This is a genomic window from Mycetocola lacteus (assembly GCF_003667575.1).
Lineage (GTDB): Bacteria > Actinomycetota > Actinomycetes > Actinomycetales > Microbacteriaceae > Mycetocola > Mycetocola lacteus.
In genome coordinates this window covers 542,923-566,618 of the sequence record NZ_RCUY01000005.1, presented here as the reverse complement: position 1 = coordinate 566,618, position 23,696 = coordinate 542,923, and the positions used below count along the sequence as shown (strand labels likewise).

At 65.7% G+C, this 23,696-nt stretch carries 16 protein-coding genes; 6 read left to right on the top strand and 10 right to left on the bottom strand.

Annotated features, from left to right (window positions below; translation table 11 throughout):
• Window positions 1-8: 8 nt before the first annotated feature.
• Together eat and D9V34_RS08120 are read right to left on the bottom strand one after the other, a co-directional pair.
• Complete coding sequence (gene eat, locus D9V34_RS08125) at window positions 9-1,580, bottom strand: ethanolamine permease (RefSeq protein ID WP_220700559.1); 1,572 nt, start codon at window positions 1,578-1,580, stop codon at window positions 9-11.
• A gap of 414 nt (window positions 1,581-1,994) precedes the next feature.
• Window positions 1,995-4,211: a S9 family peptidase gene (locus D9V34_RS08120; protein WP_121688317.1), complete on the bottom strand. Its 2,217-nt coding sequence runs from the start codon at window positions 4,209-4,211 to the stop codon at window positions 1,995-1,997.
• A gap of 136 nt (window positions 4,212-4,347) precedes the next feature.
• Here D9V34_RS08120 and D9V34_RS08115 point away from each other — a divergent pair, with 136 nt between their 5' ends.
• Window positions 4,348-5,187, top strand: coding sequence for an aldo/keto reductase (locus D9V34_RS08115; RefSeq protein ID WP_121688316.1), 840 nt, complete (start codon window positions 4,348-4,350; stop codon window positions 5,185-5,187).
• A gap of 93 nt (window positions 5,188-5,280) precedes the next feature.
• Window positions 5,281-7,287 (top strand): DUF2207 domain-containing protein, encoded by a 2,007-nt coding sequence (locus tag D9V34_RS08110; RefSeq protein WP_121688315.1) that lies wholly within the window; start codon window positions 5,281-5,283, stop codon window positions 7,285-7,287.
• Window positions 7,288-7,335: 48 nt separating this feature from the next.
• On the opposite strand, the gene D9V34_RS08105 is transcribed toward D9V34_RS08110, so the two are convergent.
• Window positions 7,336-7,641, bottom strand: coding sequence for a hypothetical protein (locus D9V34_RS08105; RefSeq protein WP_121688314.1), 306 nt, complete (start codon window positions 7,639-7,641; stop codon window positions 7,336-7,338).
• Window position 7,642: 1 nt separating this feature from the next.
• Window positions 7,643-8,269 (bottom strand): hypothetical protein, encoded by a 627-nt coding sequence (locus D9V34_RS08100; RefSeq protein WP_121688313.1) that lies wholly within the window; start codon window positions 8,267-8,269, stop codon window positions 7,643-7,645.
• Window positions 8,270-8,677: 408 nt separating this feature from the next.
• On the opposite strand from D9V34_RS08100, the gene D9V34_RS08095 reads away from it, so the two are divergent.
• Window positions 8,678-10,036 carry an inorganic phosphate transporter gene (locus tag D9V34_RS08095; RefSeq protein ID WP_121688312.1) on the top strand — a complete coding sequence of 453 codons (1,359 nt, stop codon included), beginning with the start codon at window positions 8,678-8,680 and terminating at the stop codon, window positions 10,034-10,036.
• Window positions 10,033-10,368 (top strand): hypothetical protein, encoded by a 336-nt coding sequence (locus tag D9V34_RS08090; protein WP_030142975.1) that lies wholly within the window; start codon window positions 10,033-10,035, stop codon window positions 10,366-10,368. Before D9V34_RS08095 ends, D9V34_RS08090 begins: the two co-directional genes overlap by 4 nt.
• A 119-nt stretch (window positions 10,369-10,487) precedes the next feature.
• On the opposite strand, the gene D9V34_RS08085 is transcribed toward D9V34_RS08090, so the two are convergent.
• Genes D9V34_RS08085 through D9V34_RS08065 form a run of 5 tightly spaced genes read right to left on the bottom strand, consistent with a single transcriptional unit; the run spans window position 10,488 to window position 17,226 of the window.
• Complete coding sequence (locus D9V34_RS08085; RefSeq protein WP_121688311.1) at window positions 10,488-11,648, bottom strand: ROK family transcriptional regulator; 1,161 nt, start codon at window positions 11,646-11,648, stop codon at window positions 10,488-10,490.
• Window positions 11,645-12,496, bottom strand: coding sequence for a carbohydrate ABC transporter permease (locus D9V34_RS08080; protein WP_121688310.1), 852 nt, complete (start codon window positions 12,494-12,496; stop codon window positions 11,645-11,647). Before D9V34_RS08080 ends, D9V34_RS08085 begins: the two co-directional genes overlap by 4 nt.
• Complete coding sequence (locus tag D9V34_RS08075; protein ID WP_121688309.1) at window positions 12,489-13,412, bottom strand: carbohydrate ABC transporter permease; 924 nt, start codon at window positions 13,410-13,412, stop codon at window positions 12,489-12,491. Before D9V34_RS08075 ends, D9V34_RS08080 begins: the two co-directional genes overlap by 8 nt.
• Window positions 13,409-14,665, bottom strand: a complete 1,257-nt coding sequence (locus D9V34_RS08070) for an ABC transporter substrate-binding protein (RefSeq protein WP_121688308.1) — start codon at window positions 14,663-14,665, stop codon at window positions 13,409-13,411. Before D9V34_RS08070 ends, D9V34_RS08075 begins: the two co-directional genes overlap by 4 nt.
• A gap of 59 nt (window positions 14,666-14,724) precedes the next feature.
• A complete protein-coding gene (locus D9V34_RS08065; RefSeq protein WP_121688307.1) occupies window positions 14,725-17,226 on the bottom strand; it encodes a glycoside hydrolase family 97 catalytic domain-containing protein in 2,502 nt (833 codons plus the stop codon).
• A 123-nt stretch (window positions 17,227-17,349) separates the two neighbouring features.
• Between D9V34_RS08065 and D9V34_RS08060 the strand changes: the two genes are divergently transcribed.
• Together D9V34_RS08060 and D9V34_RS08055 are read left to right on the top strand one after the other, a co-directional pair.
• The gene (locus D9V34_RS08060) at window positions 17,350-19,530 is read left to right on the top strand and encodes an alpha-galactosidase (protein ID WP_121688306.1); all 2,181 of its coding nucleotides are present in this window, start codon (window positions 17,350-17,352) and stop codon (window positions 19,528-19,530) included.
• A 90-nt stretch (window positions 19,531-19,620) separates the two neighbouring features.
• Window positions 19,621-22,242, top strand: coding sequence for a glycoside hydrolase family 97 N-terminal domain-containing protein (locus tag D9V34_RS08055; protein ID WP_183091906.1), 2,622 nt, complete (start codon window positions 19,621-19,623; stop codon window positions 22,240-22,242).
• An 83-nt stretch (window positions 22,243-22,325) separates the two neighbouring features.
• Here the strand turns inward: D9V34_RS08055 and D9V34_RS08050 are convergent, their stop codons facing one another.
• Window positions 22,326-23,690 carry a uracil-xanthine permease family protein gene (locus tag D9V34_RS08050; protein ID WP_121688304.1) on the bottom strand — a complete coding sequence of 455 codons (1,365 nt, stop codon included), beginning with the start codon at window positions 23,688-23,690 and terminating at the stop codon, window positions 22,326-22,328.
• Window positions 23,691-23,696 lie beyond the last annotated feature (6 nt).

The following is a 23,696-nucleotide window of genomic DNA, read 5'->3' as shown; positions in this document are numbered from 1 at the left end:
CGGGGGTATTAGGAGAGTTCGCCGGTAGCATCGCTGATCCGCGCGAATTCTTCCTCGGGGGCGGAGGAGACGATGCGGTGTCGACTGACAAACCAGTAGTAGGCGAGGAATCCGACAAACACCGCGGCCGTGATACTGGCGGCGCGGACGTCCACCACAAATGTGGAGATCACCGCGACGACCGCCAGGACCAGGGCGATGCCGGTTGTGACGATCCCACCGGGGGTGCGATAGCTCCGCGGAAGGTCGGGGGCGCGCAGGCGCAGCACGATATGCGAGACCATCAGCAGTACATAGGACACGGCGGCTCCGAAGACGGTGATGTTCATCAGCAGCCCACCATCTCCAATCGCGGTGGCCAGCAGAAATCCGATGGTGCCGGGAACGATCAGCGCAAGATACGGGGTGCGTCGCGTTCCGGTGAGGGAGAGGACCCGGGGCAGATACCCGGCGCGGGACAGCGCAAACAGTTGCCGGGAGTACGCGAAGATGATCGAGAAGAAGCTGGCTACCAGGCCGGCAAGCCCCGCATAGTTGACGATGGTCGCGAGCACCGAACCCTGACCATAGGCGATCCGGAGCGCCTCGGGCAGCGGATTATCCGAGGCACCCATCGTGCTGGCCCCGCCGACACCGGGAATTAGGATCAGCATCGCCGCGCCCAGCAGCACCAGCACGGCGAGGGCGGCGATGATGCCGCGGGGCATGTCTCGGGCCGGGTTGGTGGACTCTTCGGCGGCCAACGGCACACCTTCCACCGCCAAGAAAAACCAGATCCCAAACACCAGGCAGGCCAGCACCCCGGGGATGCCGAACGGGAGGAATGGGCTGGCACCGGGGGCGTCGGTGGGGGCGATCGTGAAGAGGTTGGCCACGTCAAACCTGGGGATCAGTCCGATGATGGTGGCGATCAGGGTGAGCACCGCGATGGCCGCGATCACAAACAGGACCCGAAGAGCCTCACCGACCCCGCGCAGGTGAATACCCACGAATAGGACATAACAGACCAGGTAGATCGGCCAGGGATGCGCGAGGGTGAAGAGACCCAGCGCCTGGACGTAGCCGCCGATGAAGATTGAGACGGCGGCCGGAGCGATCGAATATTCGATGAGGACGGCGATGCCGGTTGCATAACCACCCAGCGGGCCCAGCGCACGACGGGCGAAGCCGTAACCGGCACCGGAGGTCGGCAGCGCCGAGGACATCTCGGCAAGGCCGAGGACGATGCCCGTGTACATCAGGCCCATCAGCGCGAAAGCGATGAGCAGGCCGCCCCAGCCACCGACGGCAAGACCGAGGTTCCAGCCGGAGAAGTCCCCCGCGATGACGTAGGCGATGCCGAGGCCCGCAAGCAAAACCCACCCCGCGGCCCCGCGACGCAGCTGGCGCTTGGCGAGGTAGTCGGCGGTACCGGTGTCTCGGGCAACGGAAGCGGCGGGGATCCCGGGCGGGGCCAGCGATGCTCCGCCGGGAGGGGCCAGCGGTGCCTGGCCGGGAGGGATAGATGGTGCTCCGCCGGGAGGGGCCAGCGGTACCGCGGAGTGTGGAGACGAGTCGTCGTGGTTGTGGTGACGCCGCATTGCTTCCCCCTGAAAACTCTGGTCGGGCTCCGCGGGGGATCGGCGCCGGTGTGCGTGTGCTGCTCGGGGGAGCGACGGTGTGGGATCGAGTCTGCGCGCGAGAAAACCCCGGGTCAAGCACAGTGTGATCGTTATTGGGCGGATTCTCGGAAACCGTGAGGCAGGCCCGCCGGCAGCAAAAAACCGCGGGTGGCATCGGAATGATGCCACCCGCGGAGGTGGTGCTGTGAGCGCCGAAAACGCCCGCAGCGTGGGGCCAGACGGGGTTTGGCTTGGTGTCAGCTCGGTCCAGCTCAGTCCAGCTCAGTCCGGCTCGGTCCAGCTCGGCCCGGCCCGGTCCGGCTCGGTCTGGCTCGGTCCGGTCAGGCTCGGCCAGGCACGGCCCAGCCTGGCCGGAGTGCGGTGTATCCGGTTCTAGTTGGTGGGCTCGGCTAAGCCCAGGACGTCCAGAATCCAGGCGAGCTCAAACGCACGCTCCCGCCAGGAGTTGTAGCGGCCGGTGACGCCGCCGTGTCCGGCCGACATCTCGGTTTTGAGGAGCACGGGAGCGTCTACCTCGCGCAGCCGGGCAACCCATTTGGCCGGTTCGACATAGAGCACCCGGGTGTCGTTGAGGCTTGTGATGGCCAGGATCCGCGGGTAGGTGACGTCGGTGCGGATGTTCTCGTAGGGCGAGTACTCCTTCATGTACCGGTAGATCTCGGGATCGTGCAGCGGGTTGCCCCACTCATCCCACTCGATCACCGTGAGCGGAAGATCGGGATCGAGGATCGAGGTCAGCGGGTCCACAAACGGCACGCTCGCCAGCACCCCGGCGAAAAGCTCGGGGGCCAGGTTGGCGATGGCACCCATCAGCAGACCACCGGCGCTGCCGCCCTCGGCTACCAGGCGATCGGGCGTGGTGTAGCCGTGATCGATGAGGTGCTTGGCGCTGGCCACAAAGTCTGTGAACGTGTTCTTTTTGGTGAGGGTCTTGCCGTTTTCGTACCAGGCACGACCCAGCTCGCCGCCGCCGCGGACGTGCGCGATCGCGAAGGTCACGCCGCGATCCAGCAGCGAAAGCCGCGCAACCGAGAAGGACGGATCCATGCTGGCCTCATAGGAGCCGTAACCGTAGAGTTCGAGCGGACCGGGTACTCGGTTTCCCGGGGCCGCCTCGGCATGAGAGTCGGGGGCGCTCGCCGCGTGCCCACGCTTCCACACCAGCGAGATGGGGATGCGGGTGCCGTCCTCGGCAATGGCCCACTCGCGCGCCTGCTGATAGTCGGCCGGATCGTATCCGCCCAGGACCGGCTGCCGCTTGAGTACCCGGATTTCGCCGGTGGCCACGTCGAGTTCGGACACGGTGGACGGGGTGATCAGCGAGCCGTATCCCAGGCGGAGCGTGGGCTGATCCCATTCGGGATTCGAGCCGGTGTGCACGGTGTACAGGGGCTCGTCGAATTCGATTTCGCGCGGGGTGATGGAGGTCACGGTGGTGTTGGCAGTGAGTGCGGCGACGGCGACCCGTGCCAGCCCTTCACGCCGGTATTCCACGGCCAGGAAGGAGCGGAAGACCGCCACCGACTCCAGCCGCACATCGTCGCGGTGCGCGAGTACCACGGCGGCCGTTTCGGGGGAGGAACCCGTGCCGGTCCCGATCGAGGAAACGGGAACCGCCACCAGCTCAAAGTTCTCGGCACCGGCATTGTGCGTGATCAGCAGGAAATCCTCCCCACCGATGACCGCGTGCTCAACCTCGTATTCGACCCCGTCGCGGCGAGCCCAGATGACCTCGGGGGTCGAACCCTCGGCCTCGTCGCGCACCAGCAGCCACTCCGAGGTGATCGAGGAGCCCGCCGCAATCAGCAGGAATTTGCCGCTCTGCGACAGCCCTGCGCCCACCCAGAAACGTTCGTCGGGCTCGTGGAACACCTGCTCGTCCGCAATGTCCGCCCCGAGGGTGTGTCGCCAGAGGGTGTCCGGACGCCAGCTCTCATCGACGGTGGTGTAGTACACCCGCCGGCCGTCCGCGGAGAAGAACGCGCCCCCGAAGGTGTTCTCAATGGTGTCGGGCAGCTCGCGGATCTCCCCATCGGAATTTTCTGCGGTACCCAGCCCGCTCAGGTCTCGGAAGCGCAGCGTGTAGCGCTCATCGCCGGAGACATCGACCCCGTAGAGCAGGGTATTTCCGTCTTGGGATACATCGAACGAACCGATCGAGAAGAACTCGTGGCCCTCGGCCAGCACGTTGCCATCCAGCAGGATCTGCTCACCCGGGACCGGATGCGCCGGGTCTAGCTGGGGCGGGGTCCAGTCATCCGGCCCGGCGATGGGCGCGCGGCAGTGCAGCGCGTATTGGCTGTCCTCAACGCTGCGCGAGTAGTACCACCAGTTGCCCTCGCGTGTGGGGACCGAGAGGTCGGTCTCCAGGGTGCGCCCCTTGATTTCGCCAAAGATCCGCTCGCGCAGGTTTTCGAGGTGCGCGGTGTGCTCCTCGGTATAGTCGTTCTCGGCCTCAAGGTGAGCGAGAACCTGCGGGTCTTCCTTTGCTCGAAGCCACTCATAGTTGTCGATCACGGTGTCGCCGTGATGGGTGCGTTCGGTGGGGCGCTGCTCGGCGCGGGGTGCGGATGCGGATGTCGAAACCATAATTCATACGCTATCGCTGACGGCCGAGGAATTGACCGGTGAGACCGCAACCTGTGGAATTTCGCTCAGCGCTGAACGCCTGTGGAGGAGGGTCAAAAGGCTTGGCGGGTCCGACCCCGAGGAGTAAATTCGGGATATGACCCAGTACCCAGTGCACCCCCTGAACGATGGCCACCGCCTGCCGGCAATCGGCTTTGGCACGTATCCGCTGACCGGTCCCGAGGGCGTCCAGGCGATCGCCGAGGCCCTGCGGGTGGGCTACCGCATGCTGGACACCGCGGTGAACTACAACAACGAGGAGACCGTGGGGGAGGCCCTGCGCGAGTCCGGAGTCGCCCGCCGCGACATCACCCTGACCAGTAAGCTGCCCGGGCGTGACCATGGCTATGACGAGACCCTGCGCTCATTCGACGGCACCCTGGAACGCCTCGGTGTGGACAAGCTTGATCTCTATCTCATCCACTGGCCCAACCCCAGCGTCGATCGATTTGTCGATACCTGGAAGGCGATGATCCGCCTCCGTGAGGAGGGACGTGTGTCCTCGATCGGTGTCTCCAACTTCACGCCCGAATTCCTGACCCGCCTGCTGGCCGAGACCGGTGTGCTGCCGGCGGTCAACCAGGTCGAGCTGCACCCCTACTTCCCGCAGGAGACGCTGCTGGACTTCCACCGTGAACACGGCATCGTGACCGAGGCATGGAGTCCGTTGGGCAAGCGTGCCAAGCCGCATGAGGAGGCCGTGATCGGCGAGATCGCAACCAAGCACGGGGTGACCCCGGCCCAGGCGGTGCTGCGCTGGCACCTGGAGCGCGGCGTGGTCCCGATCCCCAAGTCCTCGTCTCCCGAGCGCCAGCGGGAGAATTTCGACGTCTTCGGATTCACCCTGGAGGAGGCGGACATCGCGGCCATTACCGCGCTGGGAAAGCCCGATGGGCGCCTGTTCGACGGGGATCCCAACACCCACGAGGAGATGTAGCCCGCCACCTCCAGACGGGGCATTCGCGACCAAACGTGTCGCGAATGCCCCGTTTTTTGTCGGCCACGGATGCTTGTCCCCTAACCTGGAGGCATGAACCTCGCCAGCGCACCTAGTAGCCGAACCTCGAACGGGACGCGCGGCACCACGCGGCGCGGAGTGCGCTGGGTCCTGGGGATGATGCTGGGAACGGTCGTCGTTGCGGGAGCCCTGCTGGTTCCCGCCTCGGGAGCGCTAGCCGCGGGAACACCGCAGCACGCGGGGACGGTGGCCACCAGGGGTACCGCGAACGACGTCAAGCCCGCGGAGGTCTCGGCCGAATCGTCCGTCGCGAAACCCAACGTCGAGAACTTTACCTTTGACAGTTTTGAGGGTGTTTATACACTCTCCCGGGATGCCGAGCGTCACTCGCGCGTCGACGCGCGAGAAACCTTTGTGGCCCGCTTCCCCGAGATTGATCAGAACCGAGGCATTGTGCGGGCGATTCCGCGTGATTTTCGCGGCGTAGACTTGGGCACCACGGTCGAATCGGTGACCGATGCCCAGGGGGTCGCGGTTCCCTTCAGTATCGAGACCACCAGATCCAACACCGTGGTGTCGATCGGGGATGAGTCGTATCTTCGCGGCGTGCACACGTTTGTGCTGCACTACACCCAGCGCGATTCCACCCGGTACTTCTCAAATACCCGGTCGGACGAGTTTTACCGCGATTCAATCGGAACCCAGCTGCGCCAGCCCGTAGATGCGGCCACCATGAAGGTCATCGTTGATCCCACCCTGGTGCCGAACCTGACGACCAATCAGGCCTGCTATGTCGGGCCAGAGAAGTCCAGCCAACGCTGCGAGTTTTCTCGGACCGATGCCGACGGGGCGGCGGTGTTTACCTCCGCACAGCAGCGCCTGGCCCCGGGAGAGAACATCACGATGTCGGTCGGATTCACCGCGGGAACCTTCGCCCAGACCAAGTCGCTCGGCGAGCAGCCGATCTTCAGTTGGCTCCCCGCGGTCCTGGCCGCCCTGAGTATCTTGCTGGTCATTTTCGCGGCGATCCTGCGCCACCGCCGAAACCCGCGAGTGACCGGGGACGGGATCGTGGTCGCGCAGTACACCCCGCAGCCCGGTGTGGATCTGGGGGTTGCCGCGGACCTGCTGCACAAGCGCAACCTGCCACAGGCGGCGATGGTGGACCTCGCGGTTCGGGGCAAGCTGCGTATCGTGGAAACCGAGGGGCGGGGCCTGTTTTCGAAGAAATCGACCTTCACGCTCGAGTTTCAGACACCCGAGGAGGGCAAGGGTGCATCGGCACGGGTGCTGCGCGCGCTCTTTGGGAAGGACCCGGACATCGGTGACACGGTGTCACTGGATAAGCCCAGCCAAAAGCTCACCGAGGCGATGACCGCGCTCACCTCCACGACCCGTGAGCAGGCCCTCGCGCAGGGATTACGTCGCTGGGAAAAGCTACCCGCGGCCGGATGGTGGGCCCTCACCGCGGTGTTGGCCTTCATCACAACCCTGAGCATGACCATCACCGCGGCGTCCCAGGGTGGTGCCCCGGAACTGGCGATTGGGGCAACCATCGTGACGGGAATCACGATGCTGCTGATGTTTGTGTTCGCGGTTCCGGTGGCCGCACTCAGCGCCGACGGCATGCGCGCGGTGGAGTATCTGAAGGGACTCAAACTGTATCTGGAGGTGGCCGAGGAGGATCGCCTGCGGATCCTGCAGTCCCCGCAGGGTGCGGAGCGGGTGGACGCCACCGGGCCCGCCGCGGGTGCCGATGCCGAGGCCGCGGCGATCGAACCGCAGCGGGTGCTGCGTCTCTACGAGGCGCTGCTGCCGTACGCGGTGCTGTGGGGAGTGGAGAAGGAGTGGGCCAAGACCCTCGCCGGCCGATACGAGACCGATCTGAGTGAGCCCAACTGGTACGTCGGACAAAACGGGTTCAACGCCGCCGCGCTGGGACTAGGGATCGCCGGATTCAACTCGGCCGTATCCACCGCATCCTCCTGGAGTAGTTCCGGCGGGTCCAGCACGGGAGGCTCCATGGGTGGCGGCTTCTCCGGCGGCGGTGCCGGAGGCGGTGGGGTCGGCGGGCGCTAGGTTTTGGGCTGCCTCGGGGTGGACCCTCGTTTCGCGGATCCACCTCGGTTAGAACCACAGATCTAGGCGAACCGTGTAGAGGTGCCCGATCTGCTTGCGGAGTTCCGCGTCGAGACGAAACCCCTCCTGCTGGAACCAGCGGCGACGTTCTTCACTCCCAAATAGACCGGTTTCGGAGTCTCCATATCGTTGGAAAAACCGCCCCCAGTTCAACAGATCCTCGCGGAGTTTGGGGGTAATCAGCGTATTCCAGTCGGGTTTATCCTCTGGCCACCACGTCACATCGGAGAGTGGCCAATCGAAACCGTAGTCGACCATTAGCACGAGTTCACGCTTCTCGATTGGCAGATCCATGTCATTCCACGGTTCTGCAATTGCTCGATACCGCATCGGTGGTGGGCACAGCGGTGATGACCTTTTTGTTATTGGCCGACACGATTATCGTCGGATTGATCACTCGGATCAGGGACCCATCACTGCGGAAGATCTGGACGGGAGTGGAATAGCAGTACTTGCCGGAACCAATGTCGATCGGATATCCCGGGCCAGGGTTGGTGACCGAAGAGCTGAGGGCCATTTCCATGAAGTCGTCCCAGGTTCCACCGCCACCGAACGAATCCATGAGTGACCGCCATTCTTTCTCATGCTTATTCCTGATGTGCACGTATCCGTCTCGCTCATCTCCGCAGAAGAGATCAATGTTTCCCAGGCGTGCCGCGTCATAGTTTTTGACACTCACATCGCCTAGTCCGGCATTGCACAGGCCGATCGTTCCCGGGTCCAACCTGGGATCAAGTACCACTCGGTTATCGGCGGCGAGTGTGATCGATGGAGCCTCGCTCAGCTTGGTGACGGGCGTTGTCGCGGCCGAGGCCGAAACGGCAAATCGAGGCGACGACGGAGCAAACAGGGTGAGTGAGGTGAGGACGCTGATGGCGGCCGCACCGATGCGAACCGCGCTCTGTGCCGACGGACGAAACATGGGTCACCGCTTTCTTCTGGAATGTGGGCCGTTGTGAATGAGCGAAAGCGTAGGTACGCGCGCCCGTAATCTGCTGGGACCGACCTAGATCTATCGGGGAATCCGGGACCATCGGACAGGGGGCCGTCAATAGCCGCCAGGTGCGTACCGGGCGAGGAATTAAATCCAGCGATTTTGAGGTCGTGACATCGGCCAGGTTTTGCGCGCTCACCGGGGGGAAAGCTGCGGTGTGTCGAGGGGAGCGCGGGTGTGAGCGCCCGGCGCGTCGAATGTCGAGTTGACGCACGTGGATACCGATGGAAGTATCGACATGACAACCCCGTTTGCAACCCCGTGTGTGGGAAATCGTCGTGAACTCCGTATGACGCATTCCTGAACAGTGGGGGTCCGACTCAGAGAAAAATCCCGGTGGACGCAACCTTTATCGTTATTCTCGTAATAGCGCTCGCACTCTTTTTTGACTTTACAAACGGTTTTCACGACACCGCTAATGCGATGGCCACCCCCATTGCAACCGGTGCGATGAAGCCGAAAGTCGCGGTTACACTCGCGGCCATCCTGAATCTCGTCGGAGCATTCCTGTCGACCGAGGTTTCCAAAACCATCTCCCACGGCATCATTCGCGAGGGCGGAGACGGCGGGGTGCAAATCACCCCCGAGCTGATCTTTGCGGGCTTGCTGGGTGCGATCATCTGGAACATGCTGACCTGGTTGCTGGGTCTGCCCTCGAGCTCGTCCCACGCGCTCTTTGGTGGCCTGATCGGTGCCGCCATTGTGGGTATCGGCTTTACCGCGATCGACAGCGGTCAGCTCCTGTCGAAGGTGATCCTGCCCGCGGTGCTTGCGCCATTGACGGCCGGCTTGATCGCGTTCCTGGCGACCCGCCTGGTGTACGCGATGACCCGTCGTTACGATGGCAAGCCCGACGGTCGTGCCGGCTTCCGCTACGGCCAGATCTTCACCTCCTCCCTGGTGGCCCTCGCACACGGTACCAACGATGCGCAGAAGACCATGGGTGTGATCACCCTGACCCTGGTCGCCGTGGGTGCGCAGTCAGCCGATCACACCGAACCGCAGTTCTGGGTGATTCTGGTGTGTGCACTGGCCATCGCGCTGGGAACCTACGTGGGTGGATGGCGCATCATCGCAACCCTGGGTACCGGACTGACCGAGGTGAAGCCCGCCCAGGGCTTCGCCGCCGAGACCTCCACCGCCGCCACGATCCTGGCCTCCAGCCACCTCGGATTCGCCCTGTCGACCACCCAGGTCGCCTCGGGATCGGTGATCGGTTCGGGACTTGGACGCCGCGGATCCAAGGTGAAGTGGGGCACCGCCGGGCGCATCGCGCTGGGCTGGCTGATGACCCTGCCCGCCGCCGCCATCGTGGGTGGCCTGGCCGCCTGGGTGGCACACAACTTCGGGACCGTGGGCCTGATCATCGACGCGATCGTCGGATTCGGTGCCGTGCTGTTCATCTACCTGTGGTCGCGTCGCAGCAAGACCGACTTTGTCGAGGCTGCGGTGGCCGATGTGGCCGAGTCCGCCTTCGCCGTGGACATCCCCGAGGAGATCGAGCCCAAGCCGATTCCCGCCCGCATTGAGGCACGTCTCGAGGCCCAGGCCGAAGCTAAGGCGGAGGCCAAGGCTGAGGCTAAGGCGGAAGCCAAGGCTGAAGCAAAGGCGGAGGCCAAGGCCGAAGCAAAGGCCGAGGCAAAGGCGGCCCAGGCCGATCCCGAGTCCGGTTCGAGCGAGGGAGACAAGCGATGAGCGTCGACTGGATCGCCTTTATTACCGTTTTTGTGGCCGCCCTGACCGGCACCATCCTGGTGGTTGCCCTGTACGCGATGGGTGTGCGCCTGCTGGTCACCGCCGGTCGTGTGCCGGTGGCGCTGCCCGCCGAGTTCACCGATGCGATCACCGTGCTGTCCAAGGCCGAGATCAAGCAGGCTTCCAAGCGCGCCGCCAAGGCCGCCAAGAAGAACCCGCTGACCCCGGCTCAGAAGGGCCTGGCCCGCGCCGGTGCCTATGCCTGCTTCGCCCTGTGTGCGGCGGCCGTGCTGGCCGGTATCTACCTGATTGTGCCGTTCTTCCACGGCTAGAACGTGTCACTCGCGCCTCGGGGTGCTCGCCTGTGGGCGGGCACCCCGAGGCCGTTAAGCGGATACACAAAACGGGCCCGATCCTCAGCAGAGGATCGGGCCCGTTCTGACCGAGCGTCTTAGCCGCGCCCGCGAGCGATCTCGCGAATCACCGCCACCGCACCACCGCGCGCCCACTCCTCAAACGTGTGGGACGCCACGATGATCTCGCAGTTCAGGGCGGATCCGAACGCGTGCTCGGCGAAGGCCTTGCGGATGCGTTCGGCATAGAGGTCGTACTCTCCGACGGCCTCACCGGCGATGATCACGCGCTGCGGGCCGATCAGGTTGACCAGCGCAGCCAGCGCCGATCCGATGGTCTCACCGGCGTCGGCAAACGCGGTCCGCGCGGCCACATCGCCCGCACGAGCGAGTTCAACCACCGCGGGCATGTCCAGGGTGTGATTGCCGAGGGCACGGCGCACGGCGGTCACGATCGCCGCCGAGGACGCAATGGTCTCCACACACCCGCGTCGTCCGCAGGAGCACACCAGGTTGCCCGGGGCGAGCGGGAGGTGCCCGATCTCGCCCGAGACCCCGTGGGCGCCCTCCACGACCGCGCCGTTGACAAAGATGCCGCAGCCGATGCCGGCACCGATGGTGACCATCGCAAACGAGTGGGTGCCGGCACCACGGCCAAACATCTGCTCGGCGATGGTCAGCGCGCGCACGTCGTTTTCCAGGACAATGGGCAGGCCGAGTCGCTCACCCAGTAGCGCGGCCACCGGGACATCCCGCCAGCCCATCAGCGGGGAGTCGCGGACCACGCCGGCCTGCGCATCCACGTCACCGGAGACGGTGATCCCGACCCCGGAGATCGGGGTGCCCGCGGTGCTCAGCTCGGCAACCACCGCGGCGATCTGTTCAAGCACCGCCTCGGGGGTGGTGCCGGGGTTGGCCCGGCTGGTCACGGCCAGCGGGGTCGCGATAAGGTCGGTGCGGACCGCATACACCCGGTCCGCAGTGACCTTGACCCCGATGGCCTGTGCGCGCCCGGCGCGCACCCGCAGCGGGTTGGCCGGGCGGCCCAGCGGTGCCTCGGCGCGCGGGGGAGCGGCGGCGTCCTCATCCTCTAGGAAGCCATCCTCGATCAGCACGGTGACGGCCTTGGTGACCGCCGCCTGCGAGAGCCCGGTGGCCCGGGCCACGTCGATCCGCGGGACCGGACCGTGACTGAGGATGTGTCCAAAGACCGCGATCCCCGCCGGGGAGGACACCGGGATCTGCGTGATGCCGGTCATCCCTTGAGCCCGCTCGACGCGATTCCGGCAAAGAACTGACGCTGGAGGGCCACAAAGATGATGATCAACGGCAGCGAGACGATGAAGGATCCAGCCATCAACAGGGGATAGTCGGTACCGTACTGCCCCTGCAGGGCGGCGAGTCCAACGGGCAGCGTCATGGTTTCCTTCGACGAGGTGACAATCAACGGCCAGAGCAGGTCGTTCCACGAGTATAACGAGGTCAGCACCGTGAGGGCTGCAAGCGTGGGGCCCGTCATCGGAAGCATGATCTGCCAGAAGATCCGCCAGGATCCGGCACCGTCCAGGCGGGCGGCCTCCTCAAACTCGCGCGGGATGGCCAGGAATGCCTGACGCATCAGGAACGTACCAAACGCCGAGAAGATACCGGGGAGCGCGATGGCGGGCACGGTATCGAGCATTCCCAGGCCCTTGACCAGGTCGAACTGCGCGATGATGAACAGCTGGCTCGGGGCCATCAGCATGATCAGGAACGCCCCGAACAGCAGGTTGCGACCGCGGAATTCGAAGCGGGCAAACCCGTAGGCCGCCAGCGCACAGATCAGCAGTTGCCCGGCCACCCGCAGCAGCAGCGCGCCGAGGGAGACCGCGAGCATGCCCCAGAAGGGCACCATGTCAAAGAAACGCTCAAAGGAGGAGAGGTTGAACGTGCCCGGGAGCAGGGTGGGCGGAACCGCCCGCGACTCGGGGATCGTTTTCATGCTGGTCAGTAACTGCCAGATGAAGGGGGCCACCATCACGAAGGCACCGAGGATCAGCGCCGTGTGGGTGACCCACTGCGTCGGACGGCGCGAGGCTCGTCCGCGGCTCAAAACTGTCTCACCCATAAAAGACCCATCTGCGCTGAAGGCGGAACTGGATGGCGGTGGCCGCCATGATGATCATCAGCAAGACGATCGCGATCGCGGCCCCAAAGCCCTGATCGTTTTCGATAAACGCCTTCTGATAGAAGAGGAACACGATAGTTTTCGAACCGTCGAGGGCGGGGGATCCACGGCCGATCATCACGTAGATCAGATCGAACATCTGCAGCGAGGAGATCACCGAGAGCACCGAGACGAAGAAGATGCTGGGGCTCAGCAGCGGCAGCGTGATGCCGAAGAACTGGCGGACCGGACCGGCACCATCCAGCGAGGATGCCTCCATGAGCTCCTCGGGGATGCCCTGCATGCCCGCGCCCAGGATGATGATGTTGGTGCCGAGGGTCATCCAGATGCCCACGATGGCGACGGCAAAGATCGCGACCTGCGGGTCGGCAACCCAGCTGGGCCCGTCGATCCCGAACAGAGCGAGGAACTGGTTGAGCAGACCGAAGTCGCCGTTATAGATGTAGCGCCAGACCATACCCACGGCCACGGGGAGGGTGACCACGGGCAGGAAGTAAAGGACACGGTAGATCGCGCGGCCGCGCCGGGCGTTGTTGATCAGCGCCGAGACGAGGATCGCCAGCGGGATACCGATCAGCACGATCGCCGTGTAGATCGCGCTGTTACGCAGGGCATGCCAGAAGGCCTCGTCGCCGAGCAGCGCCTCATAGTTGGATAGGCCGGTAAACTTACCGCCGCCAAAGGGCCCGGTCTCCATCAGGCTGAGGACAACCGTGCGGACCAGGGGGATCAGATAGAGGGCGAGGAGCCCGATGAACGCGGGAGCGATAAAGAGCAGGCCGACCGCGGCACCGCGTCGCCGGGCCGGACGGGCGGGACGCGTGTTCGCGCCCCGCCCGCTCAGTGTGCTGGTCATTCTTTGGCGAGAACCTTGTTCATGGCCTCGGCGAGGGCGTTTGCCGCATCCGGCACGCTCTCACTCAGCTCCCACGCCGGGGCGAGCAGCTTGTCCTCAAGCTCGTTCCAGGCGGGGGTGTTCTTCGACACCGGGTAGACCACCGAGTCGGGGACCTGGTCGATGAAGTTCTTCAGCGCGAACTCGGGCATCGAGTCGATCCATGCCTGCTGGGTGTTCTCATAGGCGGGGATCGCGGCACCGGTGTCGGCCTGGATCTTGGCGGCCTTCTCGCCACCGAGGAACAGCAGGAACTTCTTCAGTTCCTCGGGGTGCTTGGTTTTGCCGTAGCCGACGTTCTGGATGCCATTGATCACGGTGGCGCGCTTCTCGCCCTTGGGCAGCACGGTCACGTCGATCTCGCCGCGCAGCTTCGCGTCCTCGTAGAACCGGCTCGCGTAGAAGGATCCGCCGTAGTACATGGCGACCTTGCCATTTTCGAACTGGGCGACGGCCTCGGTGTCGGCGAGCTGCTTGAGGGTGGGGGACTGGCCGTTCTTCACGAAGTCCACCCAGTACTGCAGGCCCTCCTGGGTCTTGTGATTGTCGTAGCCCGACTTCTTTCCGTCGGCCGAGATGACCTCACCACCGGCCTGGGCGATGGTGTTGTAGATGCCCTCCTGGCGGTTCAGCGGGGCGGCGATGCCAAAGGTTCCGGTGGCCGGGTCGGTCAGCTTGGCCGCGGCGTCCTGGACGTCCTTCCACTCCCACTGGTCGGTGGGGTAGGCGACGCCGGCGGCATCAAACAGGGTCTTGTTGTACCAGAGGCCGATGGTGTCAAAGTCCTTGGGCAGGCCGTACTGCTTGCCGTCGTAGTTGAACAGGTCCACCAGAGCCTTGGGATAGACGGAGGTGTCGATGCCCGCGTCCTTGATCGCGTCATCCAGCGGGAGGAGCTGATCGTTGGACGCGTACACCTGGAAGCGGTCGCCGAGCATCCAGAAGGCATCGGGGGCGGTGCCACCCTGGGCGCTGACCTGGAGCTTGGTCCAGAACTCATTCCACGGGTTGACCTGCAGCTTGACCTTGATCTTGGGGTTGTCCGCCTCGAAGGCGTCCACGATCTTCTGCATGGCATCCTCCTGCGACCAGACGCCGTAGGTTAGGGTCACGGCTTCGTCGCCGTTCGAAGATCCGGGGCTCGACGATGAGCACCCGGCTAGGAGGGCACCGGCCGCGAGCATCGCGACGGTGGTACCAAGCCACTTCTTCATGGGTATTCCTTTCGTAGTTCCGCCCGGGGGCGGGATGGATGGAACGCTGGGGGGAAGGGTTAGGACTGGAGGCGCGGGTTCAGCCAGTCGATGTGGGCCGGGGCCGCTCCATCGAGGGGCTGGGTGCGCAGGGTGAGGGTGTGGGCACCGACAACCGGAATCTCCAGATCGTGGGGTGCTTCACCCGAGCGGAGGGTGAGCCGGGTATGCTCGGTGCCATCGATCTCGATCGAAACCTGGGCGGCGGCATCGGGGGTTTCGTCATCCACGGCGACCGCGGTGCGCAGCGTGGAGGCTGAACCACCCAGAAAGAAGGTGACCGCGGAGTTGTGGGAGACGCCGAGCCCCGACGGATAGGTGGTTCCGGCGACGGTCAGCGTGGTGCCATCGTGGGGATCACCCCCGCCGTTGGACTCGTTGCGTTCCACCGGTCCGACCTCGTTGTGGCAGGAGAGGAAGGGTGCATCCGAGAGCGGGTGTTCGCCCTCCCCAAACGGCAGGACAAAGCGGGCGTGGGCGGTGCGCGGGACGCCGTCGGTGCCGGGTAGCTCGACGGTCACGACCCCGGTGTCTCCGGCGCTCGCCGAGGCGGGGGCCGTGATGGTCCAGTCGCGCTCATTGTCGCGCGCGGGCAGCGCCGACCAGCCCGGTGTGATGCGGATGCGGGCACCGGGCTCGGAGTGCAGGGTAGCGGTGCCGCCGGCGGTAATCGTGGCCACCCGGGGTTCGACGGCCGGTTCGGGGAGCACCGCTCGCGGCTTCGCCCGCAGCAGCGGGGTACCGGCGGGGACCGCGATGGCCACAAATCCACCGTTGATGGCAACCGGAACCTCGATCGCCTCGCCGCCGTGAGCACTCAGCAGTGTCTCCTCGAGGGTGTTGCCGGGACCGTCGGTGACCAGCCAAATATCCAGCGATGCTCCCGACAGCTCACCGATCGGCAGGCTCAGTGTGCGCGCGACTCCGGTCGCGATGGCCCCCAGGTACCAGGCGTCGCCGTGGCGACGGGCAATCAGCGCGTGACTGTCGGGGTCGCCGCCAAGCAGGCGGGTTTCGTGCCAGGTTGCCGGCAGCTCGGCCAGGAAACGGTTAGCCAGCGGACGCTCGCGGTAACGGTCGGGATCATCGGCAAAGTGGGTGATCCCCGACTCATAGACGATCCCGAGGGCCAGCTCGTGGCCGTCGCTGGTTTCGCGCTCGGGGGCGCTGAAGGTGACCGGGGTGTAGTCCATCGCGCCGACCACATTGCGGGTGAAGGGCTGGATCACATTGTGCGCGGCCGAGAGCGGGTTGCCGTAGAACACGTAGTACTCGGCCCCGCGAATGCCCTCATAGGAGACGACGTGCGGGTAGGTCTTGGCCCAGCCGCGGGGGATCACCGAGCCGTGGAAGTTCACCATCAGGCCCACCCGCGCGCTCTCGCGCAGGATCGCGTCGTACCAGCGGTAGCGGCGGTTGCCCTCGGACTCCATGAAGTCCACCTTGATTCCGGCCACACCCCAGTTGCGCCAGCGCTCAAGCTTGCTCAGCGCCTCGGCACCGTCGAGGTCGGACCAGGAGCTCCACAGGTGCACCTGAATGCCGCGGGCGGCGGCGAAGGCGACCAGCTCGGGGACCCAGGTTTCGTCCCAGCCGCAGTCCACCAGCACGTGCTCCCACCCCTGTTCGGCGGCGTATTCGGTGAAGCGCTTCTGGTCGGAGAGGTAGGCACCGGAGTACTGGCTTGACCACCAGGACCAGGCCGCACGTCCCGGCCGCGGCGCGGTGATTGGGCCGCTGGGTGCGGGGGCGAGGTCATCCACCAGGGTCGAGGCGACAACCTGGGCCAGGGATCCGATAATCGCGACCCGCCACGGGGTGCGGTGTCCGGCCAGGATTGAGAGTGTGGGGTCCGCCGGGGTCACCAGCAGAGCGGGTCCGCCCTCGCGGGTGAACACCGGGTGGGCACCCGAGTTGGTGGCGTCGATGTCGGATTCGCTCCAGAGGACGTGTGCGCCCCCGGGGCGCGAGACCAGCAGCGGGAACCCAAAGTCTCCCGGTGTGAGGTCGGCGAGATCCACGCCCACCCGCGGGGTTTCGTACCAGGTCTGGTAGTCGAGTACCCAGGCGCGCTGTGCGCCCTCCAGCGGGATTCGGGTCAGCTCGGTGCCCAGAGTCAGGGTGTCGGTGGGAATCGCGGCGGCGGTGCCGATCTGGTAGCGGAAGGCCAGACCGTCGTGACCCAGGCGCAGGATGAGGGTCCACTCGGTGCCGCGCGGGGAGCGCAGCTCGATGTGCCGCTCGGCGTGGTCCACGGTGCGGGTTCCGGTGGCCTTGCCGGTATAGGCGGTGTAGGTCTCGGCGATCCGCTCCTGGTGGATGCCGGTGATCTCGCCGGTGCCGGTGAGGGCCTCGCCGTTGACGGTGATGCCCAGTTCGATCGGGTCGATTGCCGGCGCCCCGTTGTGGGTTGCGCTCAGCAGCAGGCGTTCCCCGTCGTGGGTCAGGGTCGCGGTGAGGTCACCCTCGACCAGCTCGGTGACGGCGACGGGGGTGGGGAGAGGGGAGGTGCTTGTGATCATCGTTGATCGGGGTCCTTTTCGCGGGGAATCCGGAATACACGGTTGCGTTGTTGGTTGAGTGTAGACATTATTAATTCACGATGTCAAGTATGCACGAACGATGTGCCAGATGAGGAAGTCTGCATGAACAACACACCTGCTTCGCCCATTCACCTGTCCGCGGCCGGGGTCAGCGTGGTCCTCGACGTGGTGGGGGATGAGCTCCCCGCGGTGATCCACTGGGGGGAGGCCATCCCCGCCGGGGACGCCCACGCCCTAGAGGACCTGCGCGCGACCGCGCTCCCCGCGGTGGTCAACAGTTCCTTCGACCAGCCGCGGCGGCTCGGGATCCTGCCCGCCCAGTCCGACGGGTGGTCCGGGGTGCCGGGGATCGAGGCGGCCCGCGGCGGGCGCAGCGCGACCCGGTTTGAGCTGCTGCGCGTGGAGAGCGATACCCGCTCGGCCCGATTCTGGTTGTTTGAGGAGGCAACCGGCCTGGAGGTGGTGGCGAACTATGAGCTGAACCCGGCCGGGGTGCTGGCCGTGCGGTTCGAGGTGACGGCGGCGGGGTCGCCGCTGGGCTCCGATGGATCGGCGGACGCGATCCTCGCGCTCGGGGCCGTGCGCGCCCTGCTTCCGGTGCCCGAGCGCGCCCGCGAAATCCTCGACTTCACCGGCCGTTGGAGCGGGGAGCGCCGCCCGCAGCGCAGGTCGCTGACCGACGGTGGTCACGTGCGCGCCACGCATCGTGGACGCCCCGGACATGACGCCGCCTACCTCACCCTGCTCGGCACCCCGGGCTTTGAAAACCGCAGCGGAGAGATCTGGGCCACCCACGTGGCCTGGTCGGGATCCCTCGAACAGCGCGTGGATCGCCTGCCCGAGGGGGCCGGCGCCCTCACCTCGCTGATCGGCGGCGGCGAGCTGCTGGAACCGGGCGAAATCCGGCTGCGGGCGGGAGAGCGCTACGTCTCGCCCGAGGTGCTCTTTGCCTGGTCAAATGCGGGAATCGACGGCATCAGCGCCCGCTTCCACGCCTATTCGCGCGCCCTGGCCGCGCACCCGGAGAAGCCGCGTCCGCTTGTGCTCAACACCTGGGAGGCCGTCTACTTCGACCAGAACTTCGAGACCCTGGCGCGCCTGGCCGACACCGCGGCCGAGATCGGGGTTGAGCGTTTTGTGCTGGATGACGGCTGGTTCCGCGGGCGACGCGACGACACCGCGGGCCTCGGCGACTGGTTCGTGGACGAGGGGATCTGGCCCGGCGGGCTGGGCAAACTCGCCGCGCATGTGCACGGCCTGGGCCTGGAGTTTGGGCTGTGGTTTGAGCCCGAGATGATCAACCTGGACTCGGATCTGGCGCGCACGCATCCCGAGTGGATCCTCGCCGACGAGCGCCAGCTCGGCCGCAGCTGGCGCCACCAGCACGTCCTGAACATCGCACATCCCGAGGCTTATCGCTTCATCTACGACCGGATTTCGGCCCTGGTGCGGGAGTACAGCATCAACTTCATCAAGTGGGATCACAACCGCGAGCTGCACGCGGCGATCGACCGCACCACCGGTAGCGTCCGAGTCCACGAGCAGACCCGGGCGCTGTACCGGATGTTTGCCGAGCTGCGGGCCGAGTTCCCCGAGCTGGAGCTGGAATCCTGCGCGAGCGGCGGGGCCCGGGTGGACCTGGGAATCATGGGGCTTGCGCAGCGGGTGTGGGCCTCGGATACCAACGATCCGATCGAGCGACGCTGGATCCACCGCTGGACCGCGGCGCTGCTGCCACCCGAGGTGATCGGGGTGCACGTGGGGCCCGAGGAGGCACACACCACGCACCGCTCGATCGCGCTGCCGTACCGGCTGATCACCGCGCTGTTTGGTCACGCCGGAATCGAATGGGACATTACCTCGTGCACCCCCGAGGAGCGCGCGATGCTGACCGCCTGGACCGCGCTGTATCGCGAGCTGCGTCCGGTCCTGCACGCGGGCATCTCGGTGCACGCCGACGGGCTGGATGCGGGGGCCGCGCTGCATGGGGTTGTCGCATCGGATGGGTCGCGGGCGATCTATGCGTGGGAGCGCTTTGCGACCAGCGCGGTGGCTCACACCCCGCGTGTTCGCTTCCCGGGGCTGGATCCCGAGGCGCGCTATCGGGTGGCGATTCGGCGCGAGGTGGGGCCCGCGCAGGCGCATCAGGTGGCGGATCCCGAGTGGTTGCCTACGGGGGAGTCCACGCCGATCCTCTCGGGATTTGTGCTGGGTGTGACGGGGGTTCCGCTGCCCCTGCTCAACCCGGGAAATGCGCTGCTGTTTGATCTGGTTCGCGCCTAACCGAGATCAAACTGTTACTTGACGATGTGAATTAAATTCGGTTTACTCCAGAGTGTCGACGCGATGGTGCGTCGACCGACAGGAGGAAGCATGAAACAACATCGTCTTGTTGCCCTCGCGAGCGGCGCACTGCTGCTTGCGGGGGCCGCGATCCCGCTCGGATCGCTTCCCGCAGCCGCCGTCGGAGGGGCCTATACGGTCACCTCCCCGGACGGCAACACCTCGCTCGTGGTGACCGAGGCCACCGGCGGCGCGCTGAACTACAGCGTCGCCCAGAACGGTCAGAGCGTGATCGATTCCTCGGCCCTGGGACTGGTGACCGCGGCCGCGGACCTCAGCACCGGGCTGAACTTTGACTCGGTGACCACCCGCGCCGTGCACCAGGAGTACTCGCTGGTGGCCCGGACCAACGGGCCGATCACCTCGGATGCCAACGAGATGACCCTGACCTACCGCAAGGGCGCGGCCACCCTGGAAATCACCGCCCGCGCCCAGAACGACGGGGTGGCCTTCCGCTATCGGGTCGCCGGCGTGGGCCAGACCACGCTGACCCGCGAGGCCACCAAGTTTGCGCTCCCCACGGGGACCGGACTCTGGGCCAGCCCCTACCGCGAGGCCAAGGACTACGAGGACAGCTACCCGTATGTCTCGTCCACCCAGATGGGCACCAAGAAGTTCTCGATGCCCGTGCTGGCGAGCCTGCGCGATAACGCCTCCTGGGCGCTGATCACCGAGGCCGCCGTCTACAACAACGACTTCTATCCGGCGATCCGACTCGATGCGAACGGCAACAACAACCGCACCCTGAACGCCCAACTGCCCGGACCCGACAACAACGTGTTCAACACCGCGGCCTCGGCCGTGGCGGTGCCCGTGAACGGTGCGGTGCAGACCCCGTGGCGCGTGGTGATCGCCAGCTCCCAGCTGGAAAAGGTCACCGTGAGCTCGATGGTCACCGACCTCAACCCCGATCCGGCGGCCGGGACCGACAGCTCCTGGGTTGAACCGGGGGCCGCACTCTGGTCCTGGTGGTCGAATGAGGAAAAGGCGGGCGAGGGTGACAACATGCGCCTGTCCCAGCAGTCCTATATCGACTCCGCCGAGGAACTCGGGGTGCGCTACGTGACCGTGGACTGCTGCTACAACAACACCAACGGCGACGTGGAATACCTGGCCGCCTACGGCAAGGAGCGCGGCGTGGGCATCTTCATTTGGATGCACAAGGGCGACTTCACCAACGCCGACGGCAGCTACTTCACCCAGTCCCAGGTCAACCAGGTCATGCAGAACGTGAAGAACCGCGGGGTGTCCGGGGTCAAGATCGACTTCATGCAGTCCGATCGAGCCGAAACCATCGCGCTCTACGATCGCATCTCCAGGGCTGCCGGAACCTCTCACATGTTGGTGAACTTCCACGGCTCGACCAAGCCGGCGGGAGAGAACCGCACCTATCCGCAGATCATCACCAGCGAGGCCGTGCTGGGTAACGAGCAGTATAAGTATGGACGCCCGCCCACGGCCAAGGACTCGGCGACCTACCCGTTCACCCGCAATGTGATCGGCGGCATGGACATGACCCCGATCACCTTCTCGATCGGCTCCCTGCTCACGACCCACGCCCACCAGCTGGCACTCGGCGTGGTGACCGCCTCGGCGATGGCGCACTATGCAGACTCCAACGCCGCCTATGAAACCTGGGTTGGTCGTCACCTGCTGCGCGCGATCCCCAGCGTGTGGGACCAGACCAAGCTGATCGAGGGCTTCCCCGGCGATTATGCGACCCTGGCTCGCCGCAGCGGGGACGACTGGTTCATCGGATCGGTCACCGATAAGGCCCGCACCGCCACGATCCCGCTGAGCTTCCTGGGCGCAGGCTCCTACACCGCGACCATTTTCGCCGACGGCGCGGATGACCGCAGCATCGCGCTGAGCACCCAGACGGTGACCGCGGGCACCACGCTGAGCATTCCGCTGCGCCTGCACGGCGGCGTCTCGGTGCACGTGTCCAAGACCCCGCTGGCGATGCTCGGGACCGCCGACCGCGTGATCGAGGCCGAGGGATCCGCCGCTGTACGTGCGGGTGGCGCCCAGATCGCCGCCTGCCCGGGCTGCTCGGGCGGCAACAAGGTGGGCAGCATGGGGGGATCGGCGACGCTGAGCTTCCCGAACCTCCAGGTTGCCACGGCCGGAACCTACACGCTGCGGGTCGGATATCTCTCCGAGGATCCGCGCTCCTTCACCGTGAAGGTTAACGCGGGCTCGGCGCAGACAGTCTCGCCGCCGCGCTCGGGTAAGGGCAACGACGGCAAGCCCAGTGGATGGGAGATCGTCCGCACCGTCGATGTGCCGGTTCAGCTGAACGCCGGCAACAACACCGTGGTTCTCGGTGCCGTCGGGGGCTATGCGCCGGACTTTGATCGGGTGACCGTGGTGTCCGGTTACGCACTGTCCTCGGGCAGCGCGAGTGTGAATGCGCAGAACGCCGGATCCACCACCGCGCAGATCCGCTACTCGGCGGCCACGGCGACCTCGGCCAAGGTGGTGGTGAACGGGACCGTGGTGCCGATCACCCTGCCCGCGACCGGTGGTGCCGGGCACGTGGGGACGCAGACCGTGTACCTGCCGCTCGGCGTCGGGACCAACGCGGTGAGTGTGCAGCGTGCCGATGGCGGCGCGATTGCCGGGCTCGAACGCCTGGACGTGCGCCAGTAGCACGATCCGGTTCGCCGCTGAAAACGGGAACCCCCGCCGAGTAGCTCGGCGGGGGTTCCTGTGTGGGCGGTGCGGGGCGGCGACTATGCGTTTTTGCCCGCATCCGTGGACGACGCCGACGCGGAGGCGGCCGGGGCCTCGGTGCCACCGATCAGCGGCGAGGCGTCCTCACCGTCGGTGCCGCGCCAGCGACCCAGCACGTTCATCACGTGGTAGATCACGATGGCGGCGATCGCACCCAGGGCGATCGAGTTGAACGAGATGTCGTCGAAGGTGAAGACAAACTGTCCCACGGCCACGATCAGCGCGGTGGCCGCGGTGAACTGGTTCTTGGGCAGCGAGAAGTCGACCTTATTGTCCAGCCAGATCTTCACACCGACGATACCGATCAGACCGTACAGTGCGGTGGTCACACCACCGAGCACACCGGCGGGGATCGTGGTGATGATCGCGCCGATCTTGGGGGAGAGGCTCAGCAGGATCGCCACGATACCGGCCACCCAGTAGGCGGCGGTCGAGTAGATCCGGGTTGCGGCCATCACACCGATGTTTTCACCGTAGGTGGTGGTGGCCGAACCGCCACCGGAGCCGGCAACGATGGTGGCCAGGCCGTCGGCGAAGAGGGCGCGGCCGGTGAGCTTATTCAGCTGGGGCTGGTCCACCATCTCGGAAACGCCGCGGATGTGGCCCACGTTCTCGGCGATCAGCACCAGTACCACGGGGATGAAGGCGGGCAGCACAGTCCACAGACCGGAGTCCAGGAAGGGGTTGCCGGGCAGGTGCAGGTCGGGCAGGCCGATCCAGGCGGCCTCGCCCACGGCCTTGAAGTCGATCTCGCCACGGAACACGGCGAAGACGTAGCCGACGATCACGCCGATGAAGATCGAGAGGCGACCGAGGATGCCCTTGAACAGGACGGTCGAGAGGACCACCGCAAACAGGGTAACCAGCGCGGTGATCGGGGCCTTTTCGGCGTTCATCCAGGCCGCCGGGCCCAGGGCGAAACCGATCAGCGCGACGATGGTTCCGGCAACAACCGGGGGCATGAGCTTATTGATCCAGCCCACACCGGTCCAGTTGACCAGCAGACCGATCAGCGCCAGGGTCAGACCCACCACCACGATGCCAAACAGTGCGCTCTCCTGGCCGTGGCTGGCCACCGCCGCCTGAACCGGGGCGATAAACGCAAACGAGGAGCCGAGGTAGCTGGGCAGCTTGTTCTTGGTGATGAGCAGGAACAGGATCGTTCCGATACCCGAGAAGAGGATGGTGGTGCTCGGCGGGAACCCGGTCAGAACCGGGACCAGGAAGGTCGCACCAAACATTGCAATAACGTGCTGGGCGCCGATTCCGATGGTGCGGGGCCAGCTCAGGCGTTCGCCGGGGGCAACAATTTCGCGGGGCTGAACGGTTTTTCCGTCGCCATGCAGGGTCCAAGGGAGGGCCATGTATTC